The organism is Amycolatopsis taiwanensis DSM 45107 (genome assembly GCF_000519205.1).
In the GTDB taxonomy this organism is placed as follows: domain Bacteria; phylum Actinomycetota; class Actinomycetes; order Mycobacteriales; family Pseudonocardiaceae; genus Amycolatopsis_E; species Amycolatopsis_E taiwanensis.
Map to the genome: position 1 here is coordinate 156,331 of NZ_KI912601.1, position 26,244 is coordinate 182,574.

Genomic DNA, 26,244 nt, shown 5'->3' on the forward strand with positions numbered 1-26,244 from the left:
CGCGTAAACATGAAGCGAAGACTTGGCCGCCCGCAGACGGCGGCCTCGATCAGCCGTCTCGTCCTGCGTCTGGCAGGTGAGAATTCTGCCTGGGCTACCGGCGTATCCACGGCGAACTCGCCCTTCTCGGTATCACGGTCGCCACATCTTTTCCCAACTACTGTAGGACCGTCCATTTTAGCCGTATCGTCCCCCCGCAAGGGTCGGATATCGAGGCGCGATTGAGGAGATAGCCAAATCCAACTTCGACTATCCGCCCGTGATGATCGGCAGACCGAGGTTCACGGGGCCGTTGTACAGACCGCGTTTCTGGGCGCGGTCGAGGCTGACGAGTTTCTCCTTTGCCTTCGTGAGGCTGGCTGCGAGTCCCTGGGCTTCTCCGAGCGAGCCGTTGGCGCGGGCCTCGATGATCCGTTCGGCGAGGTTGCGGATGATCTCGATTAGGCGGCGCCGCTGCCTCGGCAAGCCCCGGAGCATCTGGCAGCGGATGCATGTGTCAGATGTTCACTCCTGCTGCCGGACTCGGCCCAACGCGGCCGACTGGAGGAGATCCGCGATCACCTCATCGCCCGCATTGCCGAGGCCGAACGTGAAGGCTGACTCGGCGAAGTCGAAGGGCTCCGCGTCAGCCTGGCCGGCTCCCAAGACAAGCTCACCCAGCTCGATCGAGGCCGCGGGCAGCATACGGCCGTGGACCCTGGCATCCCCACCACGCGTGGTGATCGATGAACCCACGAAGGTGGGCTGCCACATGGCCCTCTACCAAGATCGAAAACAAGTACAAAGCAAGCGTGCATCAGACGCCCTTCAGAACACGATCAAGTGCCGCCCGGCCTGCAGGCCCCCAGTTCGGCTTACCGCCAGGAAGGCCTCGATCTCCGTTCTGCCCCATGAGCATCAGGAAGAGGCTCTTCATAGCGGCCAGCCCGCGGGCGCGCCGGATCGCCGCCTCATCTGCATGCGCGTACATCTCGAAGAACCGTGAGGCCGTGCCCGCAGGTAGCACCACCCATGCGGCAGCGAGGTCCCACGCCGGATCGCCGGCGAACATGTCACCGAAGTCGACGATGCCGGAGAGCGTTCCGTCCGAGACGACAACGTTCGCGGGATGGAGGTCGCCGTGCACCCACACCGGCGGGCCCTCCCACGCGTGGGCTGCAACGGCGTCGTCCCAGACGGCCCGGACGTCGGCAGCGATGTCGTCGGGAGCAACGGCCTGGAAGAAGTTCTCGAAGCCGTCCGCGCAGTCCCTGGGATGGGCTCCGCGGTCCGTAGCGATCGGTGCCTCGGCGGGCGCCGCCACATGGAGCGCCTGGAGGAAGCCCGCCAGAGTGTCGGCCGCCTGGGCGCCGCGGCTGATCGTGCCGTGGTCAAGCGGCTCGCCGGGAACCCACGTCATCACGGTCCAGTGCTTGGGGAAGCGCTCGGACGGTTCGCCGAACCGCACCGGGGTCGGCACTGGGAGCGGCAGGCGCGGGGCCAACACGGGTAGCCACCGCCGCTCCTTGAGCTGGAGCTCCGGGGTGGGGTCCATGCGCTGCATGCGTACGGCCAACTCGTCCCCGAGGCGCCACATTTGGTTGCCCCAGCCACCCGCCACCTCGCGGATGGTCAGCCCTGCAAGGTCTGGATGTTGCTCCTGCAGCAGGTCACGGACCAGGTCTGCGGTGATCTCGATCTCGGTGTCGGTCATGCGAAGTCACCGTACTGAGGCAGCGTGCGGAGTGGCGGATCGGAGGCTTTGCGACGGGGCCCCAAAGTTCAGAGAAGCTTGCGTCAGGTGTCTGCGGTCTGACCCAACGCGACGACCACGGTTGGAGGAGATCCGCGACAATCTTGAGGCCGGATCATCGAGGCCAAGCGTGAAGGATGGCGCCCAGATCGACGCTGCGCTCCAGCGCCGAACCAGTGCGGTCGCACTCGGCATGCCGTCGTTCACCTCACTGGCCGGTTACTGGTCGGCTAGCCTGCGGGCGTGTCCCTTGTGGTGGCGACGACGATGCCTGGCTTGCCACGTTGGGTGTGGTGCCACAGGCCGAGGCGGTCACCGGAGATGATTGAGTTCAGGAGGTCCTGTTCCCGATCTCCAAGTCGGAGGAGCTCCACCTTACGTGGGACATAGGCGCCGCGAGCGTGCGCATCCGATATCGGCGCGACGCCACCGTCGTGGTGGACCTTTTTCGCGAGCAGGCGACGTTGCTGACCATCGAGGCACAGAGCGACCGTTGCGCGGTGGTCGTGGAGTGGCGGGTGCCGGATGGAGTCGGACGGTCCAGGGCGCAGGTTCGGCCTGCGTTCGCCCTTGAGGATTCCTTTTTGCGTGTGTAGGCCGTCGGCGCGTTATTTCAGAGAAGCCTGCATCCGCTACCCGATGCTGCACGTCAACCCCAAAATGCTCGCCCGGCTCGACGAGCTCGAAACCAACCTGCTCGCCCGCCGCACCCGCGCCGAGAGCGAGGATTGGATCGGTGAGATCGAGGGCATCGACATGGCCCTGACGTTCCTGCGAGCCAAACGCGACGACACCCAACGCCGCACCAACAGGCCAGCTGTTGGCCTTGGGATCCCGCCGATCCAAGCAGCGCCCGAGGAGGCGAGATGACTCATCAGGCAAGGGATACGGCGGGACCCAGCCCACCTGTCGGCAAACAGAGCGACGAGATCAGCTACTCGACGGCCTTTCCGGGCAGTCTGCTTCGTTCCAGGTGGCGATCAAGTCACGACTGACGACGGTGAGCCATCCATCGAGGAAGCCAATCTCATGGCTACATCCGTGCTCGTGGGGCAGGATCTCGTCCAACGTGACCGCACCGAAGCTGGCCCAGTCGGACTGGTTGATCGTGTCGAGGCTGAGACTGCTGACACCGACATAGCGAATACTCAGGTCTTCTTCGTGCTTCCAGCAGTTGTGGCGGAAGCCAAGTTGCAGCCACCCCTCGCCAGCCGTTTCTCCGCGCAACAGAGTGTCGGGTGTGAGGTCCTTGACACACCGCCGGCTGAAGAAGTTGTAATGATCCGGATCGGCAGCGAACGCCCGTGCGCCAAGCGGAAGACCGCCGACTAGCGTGGGCAACAGACCAAGATATGCATCAGGGTCAAGGAAGTTGCCCGTCCCGGTCGCCTCCACCCTGACGTGTTCCAACCGCTACTCAACCTCTCCGCTGACGCGAGCGCAGTGCACCGGGTCCAGTGGGGACTACTCAGGACGCGGACCGCGCGCCTCGCCTGCGGGTCTCCCGCCTACCGCCTCTTACTCCCACCGGTTCGACACGTCGAGCCTCAGGCGCCCCGGAACGCCGGTTGTCGGGATAGCCAGATCATCGCACGCCAGTCAGTCGCGCAGCCACCAGATTTCCAACACCCTCAGCAGCGCCGCGTCAGATGCAATAACCGTCAATGAGCGGGACGTGTAGCTCCGGCATAGTCGTCTCCTTGGTACCGGTACGGTTCGACCTTTATGCTTTGGCCGACGTCCGGTGCGTCGATCATCAAGCCTCCGCCTATGTAGAGGCCCACGTGGTGGATGTGCGCCGTGGTGCCGTAGAAGACGAGGTCTCCGGGCAGTAGCGGCTGCCCGTCCGGCACGCGCGGCCCAGCTTGGAATTGCGCGTCGGCGGTGCGGGGTAGGGTGATTCCGGCCGCGCCGTAGGCGGCTACGGTCAGCCCGGAGCAGTCGAATCCGCCGTCGGCGGCCCCGTTTCCGCCCCATACATATGGCAGTCCTCTTTGTCCGCAGGCGTAGTTGATCGCGGCCAGGGTGACCGCGTTGGGGGCCTGGATGGCGGTGCAGTCGCCGGTGCCGACCATCTGGCTTGTGGTGGTCGTGCAGCTGGTGCCCTCGACCGCAGCGAGCACCTCGCGCGCCGTCTGCTCGTGTTGGGCGTAGGCGTTCGGGGTGCCGGAGCGTTGCACGGCTTGTGCGGCGTCGTTGATGCTCATCTGCTGCCAACCGGGCACGGCGAGCAGGTGTTGGTAGAACTGGGTGGCGGCGTAGGCGGGGTTCATGATCTGCGCCGGGCTACCCCAGCCCTGTGAGGGGCGTTGCTGGAACAGGCCGAGGCTGTCGCGGTCACCGTGGTCGAGGTTGCTCAGGCCCGATTCCTGCAGTGCGACGGCGAGCGCCACGACCTGGCCCTGCTCGGGGACGTTGAGCTGCGTGCCGACCGCGACGATGATCGCGGCGTTGGCCAGCTGATCGGCCCCGTACCCTGCCGCACCTACCGAGGACGAGTCACGGCCAAGGGTGCAGGCCATCCTGGTGCTGCTGCCGCCGAAGAGGGCCGAGATCGCGCCGGACACCCCAGCGGCAAGCACCAGCGGGATGAGCAGGAGCGCGGCGAGCACGGCAGCACCCACTTTGCCGATCATGGACGGCTCACCGCTTGGCGGATGCCCGGTTCGCGCGAGGTGGCCTGTGCCTGCGCGGGTGGCATGGGCGGCGGAGCCGGCACCATCAGCAACGACGGCGAGTCCGGCTCGAACGTCACCTCACCGCCCGGCTCACTAGCGCTGCTGGGCGCGAGGACGTGTGGCCAGGCGTCGGGCAATCGGTGCAACTCTCGCCGAACACCGGGCTGATTGGTGTGGTTGTCCAGGGGCAGCCACACTTTGTCGGCGGGGCTGGGATGGTCGGTCTCGGGGTTGAGCAAGTCGGCCGCCGCGGTGGCCACCGGCACGGTTCTCGGGTTGTCGAGTTCACGCCAGGCCCGGTGGAGCAGCCGGCGGGCGGTGGCTTCCCGCCGCGAGGACTGCAGCCACACCAGCACGGGCGTGGTGATGCCGGTGGCCTCGGCCAGCGCCGCATAACCGGCCAGTTTCCCGGCGAGTTTGGCCAGGACTTCGGTGCCGAAGTCATACTCGAGGAAGAACTCGATCTCCGTGCCATGCGCAGCCCAGCGCCCGTAGGCATCCGGCTTGATCAGATCGCCGAAGTGGCGGGCGCAACGCGCCTCCGACCACCACGCGGTCAGCACAGTGCGCTCGGCAGGGTCGCTGTGCCGGGCGCGAGCGACCAGGGCGGTGAACCACTCGTTCACCCCGACGGTGTGCGCTAGGCGCAGGGAATGCGCGATGGCGAAGGCACGGTCGTGGCGGTAGCCGAGACCCTTGACGTCCAGACCGTCCTCGCCGGCCAGCACCGCTGCCCCGGCGGGTGCGAGAACGTAGTGCATCGGCGCGGTTCCGACCGAGATGAAGGGCTGGAACCGATCCACCACACCCCACAGGTACAGCTCGCGCAGCCGCTGGCGTCCACTACGAAAAGACGGAAACGCGACGGCGGTGATCTGGTGGGCGGTCAGCACCCGATGCTCATGCAGCATCCGGATAATCCACCGATCCCGCGGCGTCAGCCGCCACGCCAACACGGCCTGGTGCTCGACCGTGTTCGCCGCCCGCGGGTTCGGGCGGGTGGCCTTGTGCCCGCGCAGATCGCGTTGCCTGGTGGAGTTGGTGATCATGACAAGAACCTCCGAAAAGGGTTGTGCGGTCGGGGAATTTTGCTCGCTGGTCGTTGGTCAGCCCCGGGTTCACGCCCGGCGGCGTGGGTCGGCACTGCGTGGTCGGACGCCAGGCCGGTTGCGATCGCGGGTAGTGGGCCGCTGCGGCTGCCCCGCGGTTACGGCGGGCTCTTGCGAAGGTTGGGGCATCGGCTGCGTGCTGGGGGCTGGCGTGGTGATGTCGCCGGCACGGGAGTGCCTGGTGCGGCGGGCGAGAGCGCGGATCTCCCGTGCCCGGCCGGGAATCGGTCTCGGGAGCGGCTGGGTGTGCATGGTGAAGGGCTGCGCTTCTTCCCCGTTGAGGACGAGGCGCACGGCGGCGTGGTAGGCGCCGAGGTGCGCGAGGTCGTGATCGGACAGCCGGGGCGCGGTGTGCCGGGACAGCTCGCGCGCGTCCTCCGGGGAGGCGTTGAAGAAAATCTTCGACCGGGCATTGGTGGACATGCCCTCCCGTAACTCACGCGGCAACTGGCCCAGATGCTGGTGCGCCAGCGTCATCGCGACCCGGAACCCCCGCGCCTCGGCCAACATGTCCTCGATGGGGTAGGGCAGGTTGAGGAAGTTGTGGCACTCGTCGATGACCAAGCTCGCGTCGCGCCGCTGGCGTTGCGGGATACGGGCACGGCCCGTTGTGGCCTGCCATGTGCGAGCCACCACCAACGACCCGACCAGCCGGGTCGTCTCCTCGCCCAAGCTGCCCTTGGGAATGCGCACCAGGCAGATGCCACCATCGAGCACACGAGACATGTCCACTGTGGAGCGCCCTCCGGCGATCGCGTCCCGCACGAACGGCCGCAACAGGAACGCCCGCAGCTTGTTCATCAACGGGGAGATGACCTGGCTGCGGGCCGAGTCGGTGAGTTCGGCGTACCAGGACCAGAACCCGCGCAGCACCGGGTCGGTGACACCGGCCGTGACCCGTGACCGGAAGGCCGCATCGGCCAGCAGCTTGGGCAGGTCGGCAAGGGTGGCGACCCCTTCCTGCGTGCACAGGGTCAAGCACGCGGCGCGCATCACGTCGTCGGTGCGCGGCCCCCAGAACGCCGAGTAGACACGGCGGAACACCGACACGAGGTTGTCGACGGTCAGGTCGGTTTCCCCGCCGTCCAACGGGTTCAGGCACGGCGGCCGGGACTTGGAGTCGGCGTCGAACAGGACAACTCGCTCGCCGGCCGAGCGCGGGAGCCGGGAGAGCACGTCGGTGACGAGGTCGCCCTTGGGGTCGATGAGCACGATCCCGCGCCCGGCTTCGGCGTCGGCCAGGATCATGTTGCCCAGCAACGTGGATTTGCCCGAGCCGGTCGCGCCGAGCACGTGCAGGTGGTGCCGCGCGTCCGGGACGCGCAGCGCGACGGGGCGCTGCTGGCCGGTGTCGGTGACGCCGATCGGCTTGGCTTCGGGGCCGGGGGTGGCGATACCGGGCGGTGGGGCGATGGCCTTGGCTCCGGCGCGCTGCACGCCGGGGATCGCCTCGTCGGTGGGCAGGTGCGCGATCGCGGCCAGCTCACTTACCGACAGCAGGTCGCCTGTGCCGAGGCGGCGGTCGGCCAGCACCGAGCCGGGGTGGCGCAGTCGGCGGCGGGTGTAGTGGTTGTGCTCGGTGTAGGAGGCGAAGCTGGCCGCCAGCGCGTGTGCCCTGCCGCGGGCGACATCCCGCGCCGCGCGTATCTCGGCCTCGGCCGCGCCTTCTGGGAGCAGTGTCGCAACGGCGTAGCGGATCACCGTCTCGTACTGGGAGCCGCGCTGTTTGGCCACGATCGCGCGGTTCTGCGCGGCATATTCGAGTGAGGTCTGCGGATCACTGTGCAACGCACCCGAGCGCGTTCTGCCTCCGCTGGGGCGGCTGGTCTTCATGCCAGGGGTGATCAGGTCGAGCACTCGCCCGACCATGCGGGTGGAGCCGCCGGTGTGTACCCGCCGTGCCGCGCGGCGCGCGCGGGCCACGCGGCGGCCGGTGACCGGCCGGGCGAGGACCTGCACGCAGGCGTACTCGTCCCGCCCCAGTCCGACCGGCGCGCCGATGAGGGCACGGATCGGGTCGGCGTCGAAGTCGGTGCGGATGGGCAGCGCCTCGTTGCGGGCGAGTCGGAGTTCGCCGGCGATCACCAGTCGGTGCTGCCCTGCGCCGGGTGGTGGCAGCGGTGGCTGGGCCGGGCTGGCTGTGTGGGTGTGCGCGCCTGGCCAGGCGGCCTCGATCGCCCGTTCCACCAAGCCTGGTGGGATGACGCCAGGCACCCACAGCCGGATCGCGACCCCGGCGTCGGAGAACACGTACTCGCACGCGACATGCGGCTGCCCGCTCCACCACCGGCGCCAGGCGGGTCGCAACAGCCCGACGAGGTTGGACCACAATGCCGCCCCACCCGCGGGATCGACGGTCGGTGGCGCGAGCACGGTGACTTGGCGGGCGTCGGCGACCAGCCGGGCGTGACAGCGTCGCGCCCACCAGCGCCGACCGAGGCCGAGCCCCGCGACACCGGCCGCGAGTGCGGGCGCGACGATCGGCCCCCACACGACCGCCCAGTCGCGCAGATGGTCCAGCAGCGCAAGGAACGCGCCACCGGGATCGCGCAGGTAATCATCGAGCCACCTGTTCGTTAGCCCGGACATCCTGGCGCCGGCAACGATCGGGGCGGACAAGTCGGGGTGAAAGAGGGCAGCCCGTATCCAGGCGCACATAGAAGGTCCTTCCACGAAGCACAGAAAAGCTCGGGTAGAAATGGCTGAGCGAGCGTTATGCGGCGTCGAGTTCGATCTGGTCGTCGGAACCGAAAGGACCGAACTCGCCGGTGTCTATCGCGTCGTCGGCTCTGTCAGCGGCGTCGTCAGCCCAGCCCAGGTCGACGTAAGATTGCTCGGAGTCGGCGGATTCGTCGGCTTCTCCGTCGGCCGCGTATCCGGCGAGTTCGGCCGGATTACTCGTAACGAGATAGTGCTCGGTCGGCGAGGCGATGCTCTGGAAAGCCACCCTTTGTGTCCCCGCCGACAGCAATCCCTGGCCCCGATCGGCCGAGAGCAGGAATTGCCGTTCCCCGGCCGACAGATCAAAGGTCTGGGTGATCTCGTCGATCGCCTGGGACGCCTGCCGCAACAGAATCTGTGTCGCGGCGTTCGCCACCACCGCTTTGCCGAGATCGCTGCCCAACACGTCGGCGGTGTCCTGGGTCGCGACCGTCAACCCGGCCCAGTGTTTCCGGGACGCTTTCGCCATCCTGAACAGAAACTCCGCGCCGGACTTTTCTTTCATCAGCAGCCACGCCTCGTCCACCACGACCAGGCGCGGGCGGCGGATCGCCGGGTTGGACACGCGCCGCCACACCGCATCCAGCGTCAGCAGGGTGCCGATCCCCTTCAGCTCGTCCGGTAGGTCCCGCAGCGAGAAGACCACCAAGTGGCCTTCGGGGTTGGTCGTGGTCGGGCCGTCGAACAATTGTTTGAACACGCCTTCGACGAACGGATGCAGCCGTGCGGCGAGTTCGCCGGCCGCCTGGTCGCCGGCCTGGTCCGCGGCGGCGAAGTGGTCGCGCAGCATACGCAAGGTCGGCGCGGGCCGGGTCCAGGTGCGGGCATCGGCCGTGATGCCCACCGCCTGGTAGGTCGCCGCGATGCCCCGATCCAGAGCGGCCCGCTGCCCGGCTTCCAACTCGCTGCCAACCAGCACGGCGATGACTGTGTGCAGGAACAAGCTGCGGCGCACCAGCGCGTCCTCTGGCGCGGTGCGGCGGCCGTCGGCGCGGGTGTGGATGGGCAGGTCGAACGGGTTGAGCCGCACGTTCTGTGCGCCGAGGTGGACGTAGGTGCCGCCTACCGCAGCGGCGAGCCGGGCGTATTCGTCCTCGGGGTCGACGACGGCGATCTCGATCCCTCGGTACAGGCTGCGCAGGAGTTCGAGTTTGACCAGGTACGACTTGCCCGCGCCGCTGCGCCCGAGGATGACGGAGTTGTGGTTGTGCATCCCCTCGCCGAATCGGTCCCAGTGCACCAGGCCCTGGGAGCCGACGTTGTAGCCGTAGAGCACCCCGGACGGAGCGGCCACGCTGGTCGGGTCGCCGCTGGGGAGATCGGGACTGGTGAAGGGAAACGCTGCGGACAGCGCGCTGGTGTCGAACGTGCGGCGCATCCCGATCAAATCCAGGCCCATCGGCAGCGTGGACACCCAGCCCTGCAGCGACCGGTAGGTGGTGTGCTTGGCATCCAGCAACAGTGACGCGCACAGCGACCGCAGCGCGGCGACCTCGTCGGCCAACGCGTGCTCCGAGGGCGCGTGCACCGTGAGGTAGAGGCCGACGCGGAACAGCTTGCCTTCGCCACGAGCGACGCGGGCCGAGAGGTCGTAGGCATCTTCGGTGGCGGCTTCGACCTGCGGGTCGTAGAGGCGGCCGTGTTCGGCGGTGTGCCTTCGACCGGACTCAAGTTTGGCGAGCTGTTTCTTCAGCCGCGCGGCAGCGGTGGCCGGGTCGATCGGCTCCACGTGCAGCGCAACATCCAACCGGCCTGGATAGGTCAGCAGTGGGGCAAGCCAGCCGGGGTGCACCTCTCGTGGGAAGCCGGTGACGGCGAAGCTGGCCACCCATTCGTTGCCGACCTCCAAGTGCCGGGCACCGACCGACAACGCATCCGGAGTGAACGCGGCGCCACCGTGCACCTCCCTGGGAAGGGAGCTGTAAGCGCTGCCGCGTGTGGCCGGGCGGCGCTCGCCGCGCCGGGTGCGTGCTCGGGCGGTCATCACAACCGCCCCCTCTCCACGAAGTCGCCCTGGAAGTCGTTGGCTTCGTTGTCGCAGTCCCAGTCGTCTATGTCGTTGTCGGAGTCGTGCTCGTCCGGGTCGGCGTCCACGTGGGCACGGCTGGCCTGCCAGAAGACGCCGTCGCCCAGGTCGTCCTCGCCCAGGTCTGTTCCACTGGCCGTGGTGATGACCTCGTCCGCACCGGCCAGACCGGCTGAGGGCGGCAGCAGGGTGTCCGGGTTGCAGGCGGAGGCGAGCACGGCGGTGGCCTGCCCGGCGTCCAACGGGGTGATCACGATTCCGGCCGGAGCGAGCAACTCGATGGCCTCGCCCAGGCGCCGCACCAACCGCGATTCCGCCGCCCTCCGCTCCCCCGCACTCACCCCGCTGGCCGCAGCGTCGGCACGGTGCCTGCGGTGGGCCAGGGAGGACAACACGGATAGGGGTCCTGGCCCGCCGAGCCCGTCGGTCGGCGCGGCCGTTGCGCCACCGATCGGCTCACGCAGGACGAGCAGTACCTGGCGGCGCAGCAGGTCCGCCTGCTGCCCGAGCTGCGCGAGGTAGTCGGCGTGCTCCACGGCGGCGGCCTCCAACGCCGGATGAGGCAACCCTCCCGCCCGCGCCCGCAGCTCGGCGATCTGCCCAGACAGATCAAGCCGCTCGGCGCGCACCAACACCTGCACTCCGGCGGTGAGCGAGTGCAGGTATCGGCCGAAACTGGCAACCAGCGCCTCCTGTTCGGCTGGTGTGCGCAGCGCGAAGTTCACCGTGGAAGCGACCGCCACGACAGCCAAACCATCGGCACCCAGGTCCACCACACCGGTGTCGGTGACCGCCTCAGCCGGTAGCCGCAATGCCGACGGCGAGATCCCCTCCCGTCCCGCCACCGAACCGGTTCGGCCCCTCGCACGCTTGGCCGATGTGGACCCTGCCCGAGCGGTGCCCGTCGCGGTGGTGGCGGCCGTGGTCAGCCACTGCGGCGCGGGCCGCACTCCTTCGGGCGCGGCGACACGGTGGCGCGGACCCATGCGCTGCCGGATCGCGGCGACCATCAGCCGGTCCAGACTGACACCGTCACGCTGGCCGAGCGCGAGGATCGCCGCAGCCACCCCGATCGGGATGGCCAGTGCGAAGAACACCGGCATCGGCACGAACGCGCGGGTGACCGTCCACACGGCATAGAGGACCAACCCGGTCACCGCGAGGATCGCTAATTGGCGGGAAGTCAACGGGCCAAGGACGCGATCGTGCATGTCGACGTCGGCCGGTATGCGAACAGGCGAAGTCACGACTTACCTCCAGGTGTGGGCGGGGTACGGCGCGCGGGTTTGGGCAGGTCCAACGGCAGCCGGAACTGCTGCCCCGCACGGGGTGTGCGCCGGGCCGCGGGAGGCGGCGTCGCGGGCGCGGGTTTCGGTGAGGCGACGCGGCGCACGCCCTCCAGCGGCAACGGATACTGGCCACCCCGGTTCGGGCGGTTGCCCTTGTACGGGTCGAACGGCAACTCCAACTGCGTCCCGCCACGTGGGCGTCCACGCGGCCGACCTCCCGTTCCCGGCTGGCCGGGCGGGGGTGGAGTGGGCTTGATGCGCTCGACGTCCAGCGGCAGCCGGTACTGGCCGTTGGGTCCGTGCTGCTTCCACTCCGGCCAGTCGTCGCCGAGCGGCAACGCGAACTGACGTCCTCGCGCGGGACGCGGTTTCGGCGCCGGAGCGGGCGTGGGTTTCCGCGTGGGACGGGTGCGGCGCACGCCCGTCAACGGCAACACGTACTGCCCGCCGGTGGTGGTGCGGGTGCGGGCGTAGGGGTCGGCCGGGCCACCACCACCGCCGTTGCCTCCGCAAGAATCCCCGCCGCCGGGCGAGCGCGGCCGACGGCCACCACCGCCTCGGCCTCGTAGCAGGCCGAAGGTCTTGTAGGCGATGAAGCCACGCGCGATCGACCCGAGCAGCGAACGCCCACCGCCGCCACGCAGCGATCCCAGGAACCAGAATGGGATCTTGAACAGCACGTACATGATCGCGAGCGCGACGAGCAGGTTGACCAACCCGTCCACGGTCGGGCCGAAGAGCGTGAACCCGCCGGGCGCGAGGAACACCCGCATCGCCGTGATCAGCGTGAGCGACTGGCCGACCTGGATGGCCAGGCAGCCACCGAACGCCTTCCACCACCACCGGGCGATGCCCTCGGTCTGCGGGAGCGCGTGCGCCATTAGCGCCAACGGCGCCCCACCGATCAGGATCACCGTGAGCGCCACGCGGACGATGTAGGTGACCAGCAGGACGATCAGCATCCCGGCCAGAAAGATGCCAATGAAGATGATGAAGATCCCGCCGTTCAGAGATCCGAGGACGAGGTTGCGCAGCGTCTGGCCGGCCGAGCTGGCATCCAGCCCGCCGCCCATCACCGCCTGGGCCAGCCCGTTGGCAATCTTGATGGCCTTGGTCGCCACCCACAACGACAGGGCACCGGCGAGGAACCCCACCACGAGCCTCGGCGCGATCTCCTTGATCGAGTGCCGGGTCTGGACCGTCTCATAAGCCATGACCAGGATCCCGGCGATCAGAATCAGCAGGCCATAGGTGGCGAGCAGGATCTGCCAGGAGTTGTTCCATAACTCGCCGATGCGCGGCAGCGAGTCCGGTGTCGGTGTGGTCAGCAGTGTCTTGGACAACAAGTCCAGCAACGGGTTGAGCGCGGCGGTCACGATGCCGCGGAAGAACGCGTTGATCGCGTTGGTGATGCAGCCACCGATGTTGGTGATCCCGCAGTCCTCATCACCGTCGCCGCTGTCGCCGGACTGGCCCGAGCCGGAATTGGACGGTGCGGGCGCCGAGGTCGTGGGCTGCGGGATGCATCCCTCGCCGATGCACGGCGCGGCCGACGAGGTTGGCGCCGGCGGCGTGAGACTCACCGTCGGCAGCAGGCACGCCGGGTTCGTCGAACCCGGCGTGCACGGGTCGCCGACGGTCGGCGGCGAAGTGGGAGCGGGCCGCGCCGCGGCCGGACCATTGCCAGGCGCGGCGACGGCGCCCGCCGCCAGCGTGCCGCCGAGCAGAACGACCAGGCTCACCGCCAGCATCGCCAGCGCGCGGCCTCGCGTCATGCGCGGCAGCCATCCCGGCAACCGCCGGCGGCCACCGACGCGCCGAGTGCTGTTCGTCTGTGGAGGCGCGAGCACTTCCCGGTCGGCGCGGGTGACCTCCCGACGGACCTGAGCGGACTCGTCGAAGCGCAGACCGCGGGCGGTCGCAGCGGCCGGTGTCCGACGACAGGTGGGCCTGGTCGTGGACATGGCTCAGGCCCCGACAATGCCTTGGAGCACGGTCACGACGACCGGCGCGAGCGCCGCCAGGCCATAGCCGATCCCGGCGGCCTTGAACGCGGTCTTGGCTTTCTCGATCTCACCGGGGTCACCGCCGCCCATCACGTAGCGAACCCCGCCGATGGACAAGAACACCGTCGCCAGGCCGGCGAGGATGCCCATCACCCAGTTACGGATATTGGTTAAAACCTCGTCGATGGATCCGGCCAGGGCGAGCACCTGTGCGGTCTCCGCGTGCGCCGCGGACGCGGAGACCACCAGGGCGAGCGCGGCAACCTCGGTGATCACGATGAGCCGCCGCCGGACAACAGTGCGCCGACCAGTTGACCCGGCAGAGGTCGGAGGTGTGGTGCACGGGTCGGCGGCCTGCCGGGACACGCAGGAGTTGACCGCACGGACTCGCTGAGCCGCCGCGAGCGGCGCAGCGACGCGACCGCAGTGAGGCCGCTGGGCATCGCGGCGGCGGTCCGGTTGACGAGGTTGGGGCGAACGGGTCAGGCGCATCGCGGCAACTCCTCCGGAGTCATGCCCGAGAGCCGCCGGGTGGTGCCAGTGGGGCGGCCGAGCGAGGTGGTGTGCGCGGAAGCGGCTGGTGTCCTCCCGCGGCCCTCGACTCCGGAATCGGGCCTGTTTTTCCCGGCTCGATACCGAACCGTTATCGAGAATCTCGCCGGCACATCGGTCCCAGAGCGCGATGACCGGGCCGGGCGGACGCGGTCGGCGGCGGTCCTGATGGCCGCGTCGTTGAGCGCGTGTGTCGCGATGTCGTGCTGACTGGGATCACTGTTGGAGTCGTCGTGCGCGGCTTGCTCGGTCAGCCATTCCAGCAACCGCGCTTCGGCGTGAGCGCGGGCGCGCTGCAGGGCGGTGACGCTGGTACCGGTGTCGGCAGCAGCGGCTTCGAGGGTGTAGTCCTCCAGCCGCGTGGAACCGATCAGTTCGGCCTCGTCTCCGCTGATGGCGCCCTCGGCGACCGCGCGCGCCAGGACGAAGTCCGGGTGGCCCCACGGCGGGGTGGGCTCGCTGGAGTGGAAGTCCTCGTCCGAGGGCATCGGGCGGTCCAGTGCCTCGCGGATGAAGACATGTCCGGCGCGCAGTGCCGCGCACCGCAGCCGCCACATCACCCACGGCCGCGCGAGGTCGACGGTGGCCAACTCCGACAGAAACCCGGTAAGCACCGCGGCGTGAATGTCGCGGTAGTCATCGGCGTAGGGCGCGCACAACTCGGCAGCGATGGCGAACAGGGCAGGCAACGCCACACCGACACACGCCACCGTCCACGCCCCGCCCTCGTCGCGGGAGCGGGTCACCAGGTGCATCCACACCAGGTCCACCGCCGACATCGGCAAGCGGGGGTCGCACAGCAACTCGCGCAACTCGTCCAGCGGCACCCGCCGATCGGGCAGGCCGGGAAAGAAGCGGCCGTCGATCGACAGCGGCGCCGGACCGGTGACCAGCCAGTCGAATGCGGTCCGCGCGTTGTCCAGTGCCAGGGAATCCCGTTCGAAGGGAATGCTGCGGGATTTACGTTTCGGCGTCATTACTCGACTCCTTCGCATGGTCGGGGAAACGACCAGACAAGGAAGCCGGGTCAAGTCCACCAAAACGCCACGAAACGACCACCAGAAGTCCACCAAAACGCCACCGATGACCTACCATGATCGTTTCGGCTCATCCACAAAAATCATCTAGTGCCCTACCGGGTCGCTCCCGAGCCCCGAGGAAAGATTGCGTGGCGATCGTCGGCAATAGTCGATGAGCTGCTAAAACAGTGCTTTGGTGGCAGTTTGGTGGCAATCCGGTAATAGCCCCCTACGCGTGCGGCGCACCCCGAGAGTCATCCCCGAGCTGCACATGATGGACACGCCAAATTTTTTTCCAGCAGCGCTCTCGCCTATCAGTCCTCAGCAACCCGCGCGCCCTCCGACGCGGGCGTACGCGCGCGAGCTTTTTCACCTTTCAGCCGCCATATCGCACCAAAACTCGACGATAAAGATTTGATAACGAGGCGGGAAAAGAGGGGTGTTTTTCGGAGTCGGGGGGTGTTACAGGGCGCCGCGGACAGCGCGGCGCAACCGACGGACTCTGCGAGGCATCCATGACGCAGCCCGACCACTCAGCACGCCGCTCTCGGCCGCATGGCCCGAAGCGGCGCGGCGACTCCACCCGCCTGGCGGGCACTCGCCGCGACGGCGACCGGCGCCCCTACCCGACCGCCCCGACCACCACCAGGATCAGCCCCGCCAAACCCGGCTCCGCGACCACCCGCACGCGGCCCCGTAGCTCGACCGAGACCCCAACCCCGGCGACGGTCTGGACAGCCGGCGCGACCGCGATCGACCTCGACGCGAGTTGGCCCGTGCCGATCGTGCGCAGGATCGTCGGCGCGTTCAGCAAGCCCGGAGCCCGGGTCGTGCTGCTGCCCTGGCCTACCCCTGGCGACCATTCCCGGCTCGGTCTCGTCGGCGCGGACGGCGTGATCGAGCGCGCCCCCGGAGCCGACCCGGATGCAGAAGTTGCCGACGCTCTCGACGCCGTCGATGGTCTCGACCGCAGCGCTCGCGTGGTGCGCGTCGCGGCCGAGACCAACCTCACCGGTCCGGCGTCACGACCGTTCTGGGCCGACCTTGTCGGCGACCCGCAACGCGCGCCCGTGGCCGACTCCGCGCCCTTGCTGCCCGGCCTCGACCCCGCAGTGCTCGACGGTCCCGACGCCGTCCCCGCGGACACGGATCTGATCATCACCAGCCTGCGTCCCGAGCACAGCGGCGACCACAGCAGCGACCTGGTGGCACTGGTCGCGGCCCGGCTGTTGCGCGTCGGCGGGATCCTCGCCGTTCTCACGCACAGCGACTGGTCCCAAGGTGAGCTGATCGACCCAACCGGCGCGGTCGTGGCCTCCGCGCAGAACGCCGACCTGCTCTACCTCCAGCACATCGTCGCCCTGCACGCGCCCGTGCACGGCGCCCGGTTCGCCACCGAACTGATCCCCGATATCAACGGTTCCGCCGCCGAGCAGCAGGCGCGCGCCACGCACCGCGCGACCGTGCGAGGACTACCCGCGCCACATCGACGCATCCACTCCGACGTGTTGGTGTTCGCCCAGCCACACGAATACGAACCGCTCCCCATCAGCACGGCCGGGCAGGCACACACGAGCGAAGCCATCCGATGACTAGCTCGCCGATCCCGCACTCCGCCCACCCCGGACCACACAGCCAGAAAGGCACCCCCGTGACCGACACCCGCAACCCTCACGCCCTGTCCGACCGCGCGAGCGACGCAGCGTCGGCGCCCTCTGACCCGGCCGTGGACACACAGCAGCAGCGCATCCCGAGCACCATCACCGACGCCCTCGACGCCACCGCCGAAGACATCGCGCCGGAACCGGTCGTGTCGGTGTGGACCACCGCGCAGACCTCCCCGGCCGCCCAACGCAAGAACCGCTACGTACCCGAGTCCACCGCACACCCGGCCAAGATGCTGCCCGCCGTCGCAGCCCACGCCATCAGCCACTACACCCAACCCAGAGACCTGGTGCTCGACCCCATGTGCGGCATCGGCACCACACTCGTCGAAGCCGTCCACGCCGGACGGCGCGCGGTCGGTGTGGAGTACGAACCGCACTGGGTCGACGTCACCCGCGCCAACCTCGCCCTCGCCCGCGACACCGGGGTGGCACACGAAGGCCAGGTGTTCCACGGTGACGCCCGACAGATCGCCGCACTCCTGCCGCCGGAGTACCTCGGGCAAGCCGCACTCGTCGTGACCTCCCCGCCCTACGGCCCGTCCACGCACGGGCAGGTCGCGGTCGCGCCCGGCCAGGGCGTGCAGAAGTACCACCACCTCTACGGCAACACCCTCGACCGCGGCAACCTCGCCAACATCGGCCACCACCGACTGCTCTCCGGATTCACCCGCATCCTCACCGGACTCGTGCCCTACCTGAAACCCGGCGGACACATCGCCATCACCATCCGGCCCTGGCGCGAACACGCCGAACTCATCGACCTGCCCTCCCAAATCCTCGCCTGCGGCATCCACGCCGGCCTCATCCCCGTCGAACGCTGCGTCGCCCTACTGGCACGCGCCGCCGAACACGACCTGGTACCTCGGGGATCGTTCTTCCAACGCGACTTCATCCGCAAACAACGCGACGCCGGACTACCGCTACACCTGATCGCACACGAGGACGTGCTCGTGTTCCGCACACCGTTAAATTCCTTAAGTTCCCAGAAATCCCAGCTTATTCCGGCAGAATCCGAGCGCGCGTTGGCGTCATTGCCGAGGCTGGACACTTGGGTTCGCAAGGATTCCGAGAATGCGGCGGCGTGACCGTCCTCCGAAGCCTTCGACCTGGTCATGTCCGCTCGGTGGAGGCGCTTACGACGGACACGATCCCCACCCGCTCACTACGCGGCGGCGCGCGCCGCGCTGGGCGCTGTCGATAGAAGGAGACCGGCAATATGACAACGCGTCCGCGATCGCGTCGTGGCGTCGCTCGCCCGAGCCCCAGCCGTCTTCCGGGCGAAGCCACCACGACACGTTCGGATGAACAGAAACCAGCGCTCACTGCCTCAGGCAACACCGAACCGCTCCTATATACCGCTGAGCAAGCCGCCGAACTGCTGCAGGTCCGGCCGTCCTGGCTGCGCCGCAAGGCCGCCGCCCGCGCCGTGCCCTGTCGCTTCGTCGGGAAGCATTTGCGTTTCTCGCGTGCCGACATCGCCGCTATCGCCGAGTCCGCCGCAACACCACCCCGCCAATCCCGAGCCTTTCCCGGCCGATTCTCAAAACCAGAAAATGACTCATCTCATCACCTATAGTTCTTCGCACAGTCGCTTGATTATTGACGAACATGGAGCGTCCATATGTTCGTCAATTCACATTTAGCGAACGAAGGAGCGGCAGTATGGCTTTCGTGGAGAAACGCGGCAAGAATTCGTGGCGAGTTCGTTATCCCAAAGACGACGGCGGATTCGGAACCATCACCGGATTCACCTCGAAGAAAGACGCCGAAGCCAAGGCTGACGAGATCGAAGCTGACCGCCGTCGCGGCACCTTCCTGGACCCCGATGCCGGAAAGCTGTCGCTGGCGGAGTGGACGGTCGCCTGGTTCGACGCCCTCGATGTCGCCAACACCACCGAAGAGCAGTACCGCAGCCTGGCCCGCAACCACATTGTTCCCCGCTGGGGCACCACCCGCCTCGACGCCATCTCCGGCCTGGCCGTGCACACTTGGGCCAAGAAACTCCGCGCCGACGGCTACGCCGTCTCCACCGTGGCCACCATCACCAAGCTCATGTCGATGATGCTGGCCGATGCCGCCGACGAACGCCTCATCCCCGCCAACCCGATCCGCCCCCGCCGCCGGGGCAAGCGCCGCCACCAACCCCGCACCGAACGCCTGTGGGCCACCCCCGAACAGGCCCTGACCGTCGCCGCCCAAGCCGCCGCCCTGGTCGGCGACTGGGCTGCCGTGCTGATGATCACAGCCGCCTGGACCGGCGCCCGCTGGGGAGAACTCACCGGACTCCGCCGCGTCAACACCCACCTCAACGACGGCGTCATCGTCATCGACCCCGACACCGGCGCGCTCCACGAGGTCCGGGGCCGGCTCGAACTCGGGCCACCCAAAACAGCCGAGTCCGCCCGCACCATCACACTCCCCCCGTTTCTCATCGACCTGCTCCGTGTCCATCTCGACAGCCATGACCACCCGCACGTGTTCGTCACCGCCGAGAACGAACTGCTGCGCCGGTCGAACTTCGCCCGCCGCGCCATGCGCCCCGCCGCCGACGGCAACCTCCACCGCAAACATCCCCGCCCGCGGGTCCATCCGGTCGTGCCCGGGCTGGTCTTCCACAGCTTCCGACACAGTCACAAGACCTGGATGATCGCCGACGGCATCCCCGACGTTGCCCAAGCCCGACGGCTAGGCCACACGATCCCCGACAAGATCGAACACATCTACTCCCACGTCGCCCCCGAAGTCGAAACCCGCCTCATCAACGCCCTCCAACACCGCTGGACCACCGCCGTCACCAGCCTCACCGGAAGCCACGGCGATACCGACAGCCTCGGGACCCTCGCACTGCCTGCAACGGCGCCGCAGAGGCGCGCCACCGCATAACCGCATACGACCAACAGCACCCGATTCGCCACCTCACCCGAGGTGGCGAATCTGCTTTCCAACACCCCGACCAGCCCAGTGAGTGGCGCCAGCTCGGACAGGACGATCCCGAGACGCCGTGGTCGGCAACCCGTCTTCCGGGTCGCGTCAGCCGCGCCGACCGGCCCGACCCGCACCCAACACACCCCACCGACCGTCACCAGCCGCCAACGGCCACCACACGGCCGCAACCGGCCCCAACGACGGCCAACCGACCCACACCGGACCCAGGTTGGCGACAGTTGACGCCTGTTGCGAGGCGTTGGACACACCGAGGCTGGGAGAGGCCGTTTCCGCGACCCCACATGGTCGTTTGGTCAAAGACGACCAAGATCGTCTCCCAATTTTCTCCCAAGCGGGCTTATTGATCTTGGTTCAGACCACAATGGACAGAGGGGCAAGATCAAAAAAGGAAAGCAAAAAGGCCCGCCGACCTGGGCTTTCACCCAGAACCAGCGGGCCTGCTCGACCGTCGGGACGACAGGATTTGAACCTGCGACCCCTTGACCCCCAGTCAAGTGCGCTACCAAGCTGCGCCACGTCCCGGCCATCGCCTCGCGAGGCGACGACCAATACTCTATAACGCTGCGACGGCGACCTTGAAGTCAGGTCATCCAAACGTTCAACCTGCGGCGATGCCCCAGTCGGCGGGAGCAGGCCCACGGCGAGTCGCGGACACGAAAGGGTCGACAGGCAAGCGAAGCCAGAGAGCCGGAGGAGTGCCTCGGACGGGTGGCGGTGAGGCCACGATCGCGCAGGTCACGGGCGATCTCGACGCGGGTTTGGCACCTGCGGCCGAGCAAAGTGGACAACCGTCACCATATCCGGCGGCCAACCCCCGCACCGGGCGGACAGGATCCGTCAAGCCCTAAAGTGAACGGCGATGCCAACACCTTCTGCGAGAACCGATACCCGGCACGTGAGCGGTGCCACGGGGAGGCAGGGGTCGGATGGCCCCGCTTGGGCGCGGCTGCCGCGGATTCCACGCAAGTTCCTGTGGCTGGTGCCGATCCCGTGCGCGGTGTGGCTGTTCTTCGCCCTGCAGGGCATGTTCCACTACCTGCCCACCCGACCCCAGATCGACCTCGAGGTCTACCGCTTCGGCGTGCAGGCGTGGTGGGCGGGCCACGACCTGTACGGCCCGCTACCGCGGGTCGAAAACGGCGCTGAGCTGCCGTTCGTCTACCCACCGTTCGCGGCGGTGATTCTCGGCCCGCTGGCCATGCTGTCGCGGGACGCGTCGGTCGGCACCGTCTACGTTCTCAGCGGCCTCGGCCTCGCGGTGACGCTCTACCTCGTCTCACGCGCGGTGCGCCCGTCGCTGGGTCGCGCCGGTGGGGTGGCGGTCGCCTCGCTCGCGCTGCCGCTGACCGTGTTCCTCGAACCGGTGATCGAGACGTTCGGCTTCGGTCAGGTCAGCCTGATCGTGATGGCGCTGGTCACGATCGACTGCCTGGCCGGGAAGACCCTGTGGCCGCGCGGGTTCGGCATCGGGATCGCGGCGGCGATCAAGCTGACGCCTGCCGGTTTCATCCTTTTCTTCCTGGTGCGCAGGGACTACCGGGCGGCGATCACGGCGGGCCTGACGTTCGCGGGAGCGGCGCTGATCGGGTTCATCGCCGACTTCCACGCATCGATCGAGTACTGGTTCCAGGGCGGCCTCAGTGGGGGTGGGGTCAGCGGCACGGCCTTCCGGACCAACCAGGCCATCGAGGCCACCCTGGTCCGGGCCGGCCTGTCCGGGATGACGGAAAAGGTCGTCTGGATCGGGGCCGTGCTGATCCTGCTGGTGCTCACCGCGCGGGCCATGCGGCACGCCGAACCGGCGCTCGCGCTGATGGCCAATGCCGGCCTCACCCTGCTCGCCTCTCCCACCTCGTGGTCGCACTACTATGTGTGGGTCGTACCGGCACTGCTGGTAATGTTCGGCTACGCGATTCACTATGCAGAGCAGCGCTCGTGGTGGTCCGCCGCGTGGCTGGCTTGGGGGGTTCTCACCGCCGTGTTCTTCCATCTCGCGCCGTTCCACGACCTGCCGGTCACCGACTTCCCGGTCGTCCACGTCCAGTGGACCTGGCCGCAGCAGTTGTCCGCCGCCACCTACGTGCTGGTCGGAGTGGCGCTGCTACTTGCCTTCGCATTGCCGAGGCTTCGCCGCCCGGCCCCGCTCGACGCGCTACCCGGAGTGAAGGGGCCGGCCAACGCGATCACCTCGTGAAATTCGCGCGTTACTGGGTGCCGCTGGTCGCGGCGCTCGCGCTCGCAGTGGAATTCCCGTGGCATTTCGCGAACCATCTGGATCTTGAGGTCTACCGCCTCGGGCTGCAGGCGTGGTGGGACGGCCGGGACATCTACGGCCCGCTGCCGACCACTTCGGCCGACATCGACCTGCCGTTCATCTACCCGCCGTTCTCGGTGCTCGCGCTCGGCGTGCTGGGCGTGTTGCCCTGGGCGCCGGCCGTCCTGCTGCTGTTCGCGGCGAACCTGGTCTGCATCGGCGGGACGCTGTTTCTGGTCGCGCGGCGAGCGTGGCCGTCGGGCGGCCGCGAGGGCGCGCTGCTGGTCGCGGCGGCGGGCCTCCCGGTGACGATGGCGCTCGAACCGCTGCGGCAGACGTTCGCCTTCGGGCAGGTCAACCTCCTGCTGATGGGCCTGGTCGCGGCGGACTGCCTGGTCGCACGGCCGCGGTGGCCGCGCGGCGTGGGGGTGGGACTGGCCGCCGCGATCAAGCTGACGCCGCTCGCTTTCGTGCTCTTTTTCCTGGTACGCAAGGATTACCGGGCCGCCGGGACCAGCATGATCACCGCGGCCGTGGCCACCGCGCTCGGGTTCGCCATCAGCCCGCGCGGTTCGGTCGAGTACTGGTTCGGCGGCCTGGCCGGAGCGGGCGGGCTGAGCGGTTCCCAGTACCGCACCAACCAGGGCCTCGAAGCCGTCCTGGCTCGGCTCGGCCTGCCGGCGGGCGCCACGACGCTCTGCTGGCTCGCGCTGGCGCTGGTGCTGCTCGCGCTCGCCATCGTCGCGATGCGCCGGTCGGAGCCGGCGGTCGCGCTGATCGCCAACGCCGGGTTCGCGCTGCTCGTCTCGCCGATCTCGTGGTCGCATCACTGGGTCTGGGTGGCTCCCGCACTGCTGGTCATGGTGATCCACGGCGCGCGGCGAACCCGCGAACGGTCGTGGCATGCGGCGGCAGGCTGGTGGGGCTCGGCGGCGGTCACCGCAACGGTGTACGTGGCAGCGCCGTTCCGCCACCTGTCCGCGCACGACAAGCCCGGCATGACCTGGGCCCCGCTCGAACAGTTGCCCGGCAATGCCTACGCCCTGCTGGGCACCTTGCTGCTCAGCGGCTATGCGCTGTCGAGGCTCAGGCGCTCGGCCGACCTGGTCGCTGCCGTCCCCAGTGACGGCTCACCACGCCCCAGCCGGATCGGGTGAGTACAGCGGGTTGGGGGCGTCGCCCCACCGGACGTCGAGCTCGTCGTCCCGCTCGATCTTGTCGAATCCCTCACCCGCCAGGAGTTCCCGGTTCGGCGTGACCCGCTCCACCCGCGGTGCGAACAACCGGCAGGCGTCGAAGGAGTCCGCCAGTTCGAAGTGCTCCTCGCGGAACCGGGTGACGACCTGCCTGACCAGCGCCCAGAATCGTGTCCTGGGCAGGCCGAGGTCATCGTCGAGCAGCTCGGCCCAGAACCGGAGTTGCCCCGAAAAGACGGGGCTGAACAGCGACTGGGCCAGCAGGGGCGCGGGCAAGCGCAGCATTTCCGCCCTCACCTCGCCGTCGAGCGCCGCATAGCAGTCGAGTTCCTCGTCGAGCAGGTCAACGCCCTGCGAAAACTCCTTGATCGCCACCCGCAGCGGGCGCCCGGCGGTATCCACGATCAGGACGAGGTTATGGCCGTGCGGGCGGAATCCGACGCCGTAGCGCAGCAGCCAGTGCAGCAGCGGCGTGAGCAGCAGGTCGAACACCCGCGCACACCACTGCTCGGCCGACCAGCCGCTGCGCCGGACCAGTTCGCCGATCACGGTGTCGCCATCGAGGTCGCGATAGGGCAGGGCGGCGAAGGAGATCGCCTGCTCGCCTTCGGCCAGCCGCGCGACGAGCGGCTCCTGCCACAGCGCGCCGAGCGCCTCGTGGAAGCGGTAGGGCAGGTCCTCCAATGACCCGAACAGCGGATGCCGCACGGATACGCCGGCGACCTCACCGAGCAGTTCGAAGCGATATTCCTCCGACAGCAGGGGATCTCCGTCGCTGATGCGCTTCAACCATGCCGTCACGGTGGGCCCGGCGAGGTGCGAATCGGCAAGGCCGCGGTGGGCGGGCATGTTGTGCAGGGACACGGTCGTCTTGACGTCGCGGCGGTCGGGCCGGCTCACGTTGGCCAGCGTGCGCACCGTCTGGTGTGCACGGTAGTGGTCCCGGCTCGGACCGAGGTCGACGAGCACCCCGGTGGCCAGTTCTCCGGCGTAGAGCGTGCCCACGATCTCGTCCGCCTCCCAGGGGTGCACCGGCAGCCACAGGTAGTCGGCCGGATCGCCGAACTCGGCCACCTTGACGGTGAACTCGGCGCGCTGCTCGGCGTCCAACTCGTCCTGCACGAGCTGGTCCTCGGTGAGCTCTCCGGCGGAGAAGAACCGCGCGTGCTCGCGGGGCACGGCGAACCAGTGCAGCAGAATGTCCGAACCGGACTCCGGCGCGTACAGCGCACGATCGGCGGCGGAGAACCCCACGCGAACCTTGTTGAGTACCAAGCCGGGAGACCCGGCCAGGTGCCCATCGGCCAGGTTGTAATCCATTGTGGACAGCTTCTCCGCGGTCGGCGCGGTCTTCAGCCGGGTGGCCTCGTTGGTCACCGTCGCGGTCAGCTCGGCCAGGACGTCGGCGAGCCGGGGTTCGGACAGGCCGAGCGTGGCCCTGGCGTCCACGACGAGGGTTCGCGGGTCCTCGGCCGGCACCGGCGGCGCCGAGCCGGCCCGGCGGGTGGCGGTCCCGGCGGCGACCGCCCAGGAGTCGAAGGCGCCCCGGCGCGCCTTGAAGTCGTAGCTGACCTCGTCCGGCAGCGACAGCCGCCATCCGCGGTAGGCGCCGGGGATCTCGTCCTCGGTGGGCACCGGATCGAAGGGCCCCTCGTAGGACAGCTCACCGAGCATCTTGTGGGTCACCAGCGACCCGGCCAGCCGCCAGGCCACCGCGTCGTCGACTTCCTCGGTCACCAAGCCCTCCAAGCTCCCTCCGCGGGTCTGCGCGCGACCGCGATCGTGCCGTCATGGCGTTCCTCACGTGCTCCGGCCACATCCTCCGCAAGAGCGCCCCTGCCGCCGGCGGCGCGCTCTGTGGTTGGCCTCAGAGCCGCGGCTTGATCTCTCACTTGGCCGGTCGCGCCGTGCCCCAGACCCGAATCTAGTGAACGCGGTCCGCGAAGGCAGGTCGTAGCCCGGCCTCACCCGGGCGCGAGGGCGGTGACCAGGCGGACCGGGTCGTCGATCTGGCCGGCCAGCGCGATGACCGGGGTGTCCAGTCCGTTGTCGACATATGCCTGGATCTTTTCGCGGCATTCGGCCGGTGAGCCGTGCACCACCAGATCGTCCACGACCTCGTCGGGGATGGCGGCGTTGGCGGCCTTGCGGGCACCCTCGGCCCAGGCCCGCCGCATCGGCGCGAGCAGCTCGCCACGCCCGAGCCAGTCGTGGAACGCCGCGTAGACCGGCACGGTGAGGTAGCTGCTGATCATCAGCCGGCCGATCGCCCGCGCGGCTTCGCGGTCCTCGGTCGGGCAGACGAAGATCCGCGCCACGAGCTCGATGTCCGGGCCGAGGGCGGCCCGGACCTTCGGCACGTCGCCGGCGGCGAGCCAGTTGGTGATCGCGCCGTCGGCCTCGCGGGCGGCGAGCGCGAGCATGCCCGGCCGCAGCGCGGCGAGCATGATCGCCGGCGCCGGGTCCGGCACCCGCTCCAGCCGGAACTTCTCCACCGAGAACGTCTCGTACTCGGCGGTCACCTTCTCCCCCGCCAGCGCCGAACGCAGGAAGCGCAGGGTGTCCCGGGTGCGTGCGAAGGGACGCGCGAATTCCGCGGCGTTCCAGTTCGACACGATGACCGGCGAGGACGCGCCGATGCCCAGCACGAACCGGCCCGGCGCGACGTCCGCCAGGGTCGCCGCCGACATGGCCAGCAGGCCGGGGCCACGGGTGTAGACCGGCACGATCGCGGTACCCAACCGCAGCCCCGGCGCCCACTGAGCGGCGAGCAGCAGCGGTGAGAACCCGTCGGCGCCCGCGGTCTCGGACGTCCAGGCGTCGGTGTAGCCGAGATCCGGCAGGCGCTCGACCAGCTCGCGGTGCGCGGTCAGCGGCAGCCCGCTCAACGGGATCGTCAAGCCCCAACGCCTCATGAGATCTCCTTGTCTGTGTTCAAACGGGCGCGATCGGATTTGGGTAGCCAGACCGTGACTCCCGCATGCCCCTTGCCTTCCCGGTCGGCGGCCCGCCTCCCCAAATCCGAGGCCGCCGGCGCCCCCGTGGTCGC

General features: G+C 68.7%; 22 protein-coding genes and 1 tRNA gene. 8 read left to right on the top strand and 15 right to left on the bottom strand.

Translation table 11 applies throughout. The annotated features are described in order from the left end of the window. Positions 1 to 249: 249 nt before the first annotated feature. From A3CU_RS49185 to A3CU_RS0140255, 3 genes are read right to left on the bottom strand one after another with little or no spacing between them, the layout of a single operon-like run. Complete coding sequence (locus tag A3CU_RS49185; RefSeq protein ID WP_211246636.1) at positions 250 to 465, bottom strand: hypothetical protein; 216 nt, start codon at positions 463 to 465, stop codon at positions 250 to 252. 39 nt (positions 466 to 504) lie between these two features. Next, positions 505 to 753: a hypothetical protein gene (locus A3CU_RS53275; protein WP_043844203.1), complete on the bottom strand. Its 249-nt coding sequence runs from the start codon at positions 751 to 753 to the stop codon at positions 505 to 507. Positions 754 to 796: 43 nt separating this feature from the next. Further along, positions 797 to 1,693, bottom strand: coding sequence for an aminoglycoside phosphotransferase family protein (locus A3CU_RS0140255; RefSeq protein WP_027946987.1), 897 nt, complete (start codon positions 1,691 to 1,693; stop codon positions 797 to 799). 440 nt (positions 1,694 to 2,133) lie between these two features. On the opposite strand from A3CU_RS0140255, the gene A3CU_RS0140260 reads away from it, so the two are divergent. Continuing rightward, a complete protein-coding gene (locus A3CU_RS0140260; RefSeq protein WP_027946988.1) occupies positions 2,134 to 2,328 on the top strand; it encodes a hypothetical protein in 195 nt (64 codons plus the stop codon). 43 nt (positions 2,329 to 2,371) lie between these two features. Then, a complete protein-coding gene (locus A3CU_RS0140265) occupies positions 2,372 to 2,602 on the top strand; it encodes a hypothetical protein (protein WP_027946989.1) in 231 nt (76 codons plus the stop codon). Positions 2,603 to 2,662: 60 nt separating this feature from the next. Here A3CU_RS0140265 and A3CU_RS0140270 read toward each other — a convergent pair whose 3' ends face one another. From A3CU_RS0140270 to A3CU_RS0140310, 9 genes are all read right to left on the bottom strand, one after another. Then, positions 2,663 to 3,073 (bottom strand): hypothetical protein, encoded by a 411-nt coding sequence (locus A3CU_RS0140270; protein WP_245617543.1) that lies wholly within the window; start codon positions 3,071 to 3,073, stop codon positions 2,663 to 2,665. Between the two features lie 320 nt (positions 3,074 to 3,393). Then, positions 3,394 to 4,368: a C40 family peptidase gene (locus tag A3CU_RS0140275; protein WP_027946991.1), complete on the bottom strand. Its 975-nt coding sequence runs from the start codon at positions 4,366 to 4,368 to the stop codon at positions 3,394 to 3,396. Further along, entirely contained in the window at positions 4,365 to 5,459 is a 1,095-nt protein-coding gene (locus A3CU_RS0140280; protein ID WP_027946992.1) for a replication-relaxation family protein, read from the bottom strand. The genes A3CU_RS0140275 and A3CU_RS0140280 overlap by 4 nt, the downstream gene beginning before the upstream one ends. Positions 5,460 to 5,528: 69 nt before the next feature. After that, positions 5,529 to 8,108: a type IV secretory system conjugative DNA transfer family protein gene (locus tag A3CU_RS0140285; RefSeq protein WP_245617544.1), complete on the bottom strand. Its 2,580-nt coding sequence runs from the start codon at positions 8,106 to 8,108 to the stop codon at positions 5,529 to 5,531. 124 nt (positions 8,109 to 8,232) lie between these two features. After that, entirely contained in the window at positions 8,233 to 10,224 is a 1,992-nt protein-coding gene (locus tag A3CU_RS0140290) for a VirB4 family type IV secretion system protein (RefSeq protein WP_043844205.1), read from the bottom strand. Further along, positions 10,224 to 11,513, bottom strand: coding sequence for a PrgI family protein (locus A3CU_RS0140295; protein WP_027946995.1), 1,290 nt, complete (start codon positions 11,511 to 11,513; stop codon positions 10,224 to 10,226). The genes A3CU_RS0140290 and A3CU_RS0140295 overlap by 1 nt, the downstream gene beginning before the upstream one ends. Next, complete coding sequence (locus tag A3CU_RS0140300; protein ID WP_245617545.1) at positions 11,510 to 13,519, bottom strand: TrbL/VirB6 family protein; 2,010 nt, start codon at positions 13,517 to 13,519, stop codon at positions 11,510 to 11,512. Before A3CU_RS0140300 ends, A3CU_RS0140295 begins: the two co-directional genes overlap by 4 nt. 3 nt (positions 13,520 to 13,522) lie before the next feature. Beyond that, positions 13,523 to 13,834, bottom strand: a complete 312-nt coding sequence (locus A3CU_RS0140305; protein ID WP_027946997.1) for a pilin — start codon at positions 13,832 to 13,834, stop codon at positions 13,523 to 13,525. A gap of 209 nt (positions 13,835 to 14,043) precedes the next feature. Next, the gene (locus tag A3CU_RS0140310) at positions 14,044 to 15,090 is read right to left on the bottom strand and encodes a hypothetical protein (protein WP_027946998.1); all 1,047 of its coding nucleotides are present in this window, start codon (positions 15,088 to 15,090) and stop codon (positions 14,044 to 14,046) included. A gap of 557 nt (positions 15,091 to 15,647) precedes the next feature. Here A3CU_RS0140310 and A3CU_RS0140315 point away from each other — a divergent pair. The 4 genes from A3CU_RS0140315 to A3CU_RS49205 all read left to right on the top strand — a co-directional run bounded on the left by A3CU_RS0140315 (position 15,648) and on the right by A3CU_RS49205 (position 19,682). Then, positions 15,648 to 16,724 (top strand): hypothetical protein, encoded by a 1,077-nt coding sequence (locus A3CU_RS0140315; RefSeq protein ID WP_027946999.1) that lies wholly within the window; start codon positions 15,648 to 15,650, stop codon positions 16,722 to 16,724. After that, positions 16,721 to 17,884, top strand: coding sequence for a TRM11 family SAM-dependent methyltransferase (locus tag A3CU_RS49195; protein WP_027947000.1), 1,164 nt, complete (start codon positions 16,721 to 16,723; stop codon positions 17,882 to 17,884). Before A3CU_RS0140315 ends, A3CU_RS49195 begins: the two co-directional genes overlap by 4 nt. 131 nt (positions 17,885 to 18,015) lie before the next feature. Next, positions 18,016 to 18,375: a helix-turn-helix domain-containing protein gene (locus A3CU_RS52025; RefSeq protein WP_043844207.1), complete on the top strand. Its 360-nt coding sequence runs from the start codon at positions 18,016 to 18,018 to the stop codon at positions 18,373 to 18,375. A gap of 32 nt (positions 18,376 to 18,407) precedes the next feature. Then, positions 18,408 to 19,682 carry a tyrosine-type recombinase/integrase gene (locus A3CU_RS49205; protein ID WP_245617546.1) on the top strand — a complete coding sequence of 425 codons (1,275 nt, stop codon included), beginning with the start codon at positions 18,408 to 18,410 and terminating at the stop codon, positions 19,680 to 19,682. A gap of 511 nt (positions 19,683 to 20,193) precedes the next feature. Here A3CU_RS49205 and A3CU_RS0140330 read toward each other — a convergent pair. Further along, positions 20,194 to 20,267, bottom strand: a tRNA-Pro gene (locus A3CU_RS0140330). A gap of 373 nt (positions 20,268 to 20,640) precedes the next feature. On the opposite strand from A3CU_RS0140330, the gene A3CU_RS0140335 reads away from it, so the two are divergent. Beyond that, a complete protein-coding gene (locus tag A3CU_RS0140335; RefSeq protein WP_245617547.1) occupies positions 20,641 to 21,939 on the top strand; it encodes a glycosyltransferase 87 family protein in 1,299 nt (432 codons plus the stop codon). Then, a complete protein-coding gene (locus A3CU_RS49210; RefSeq protein WP_156960806.1) occupies positions 21,936 to 23,156 on the top strand; it encodes a glycosyltransferase 87 family protein in 1,221 nt (406 codons plus the stop codon). Before A3CU_RS0140335 ends, A3CU_RS49210 begins: the two co-directional genes overlap by 4 nt. Here the strand turns inward: A3CU_RS49210 and A3CU_RS0140345 are convergent. Next, the gene (locus A3CU_RS0140345; RefSeq protein WP_052373097.1) at positions 23,130 to 24,869 is read right to left on the bottom strand and encodes an IucA/IucC family protein; all 1,740 of its coding nucleotides are present in this window, start codon (positions 24,867 to 24,869) and stop codon (positions 23,130 to 23,132) included. The two genes, A3CU_RS49210 and A3CU_RS0140345, sit on opposite strands and share 27 nt — an antisense overlap. A gap of 290 nt (positions 24,870 to 25,159) precedes the next feature. Beyond that, positions 25,160 to 26,110 carry an LLM class F420-dependent oxidoreductase gene (locus A3CU_RS0140350; protein WP_027947003.1) on the bottom strand — a complete coding sequence of 317 codons (951 nt, stop codon included), beginning with the start codon at positions 26,108 to 26,110 and terminating at the stop codon, positions 25,160 to 25,162. Positions 26,111 to 26,244 lie beyond the last annotated feature (134 nt).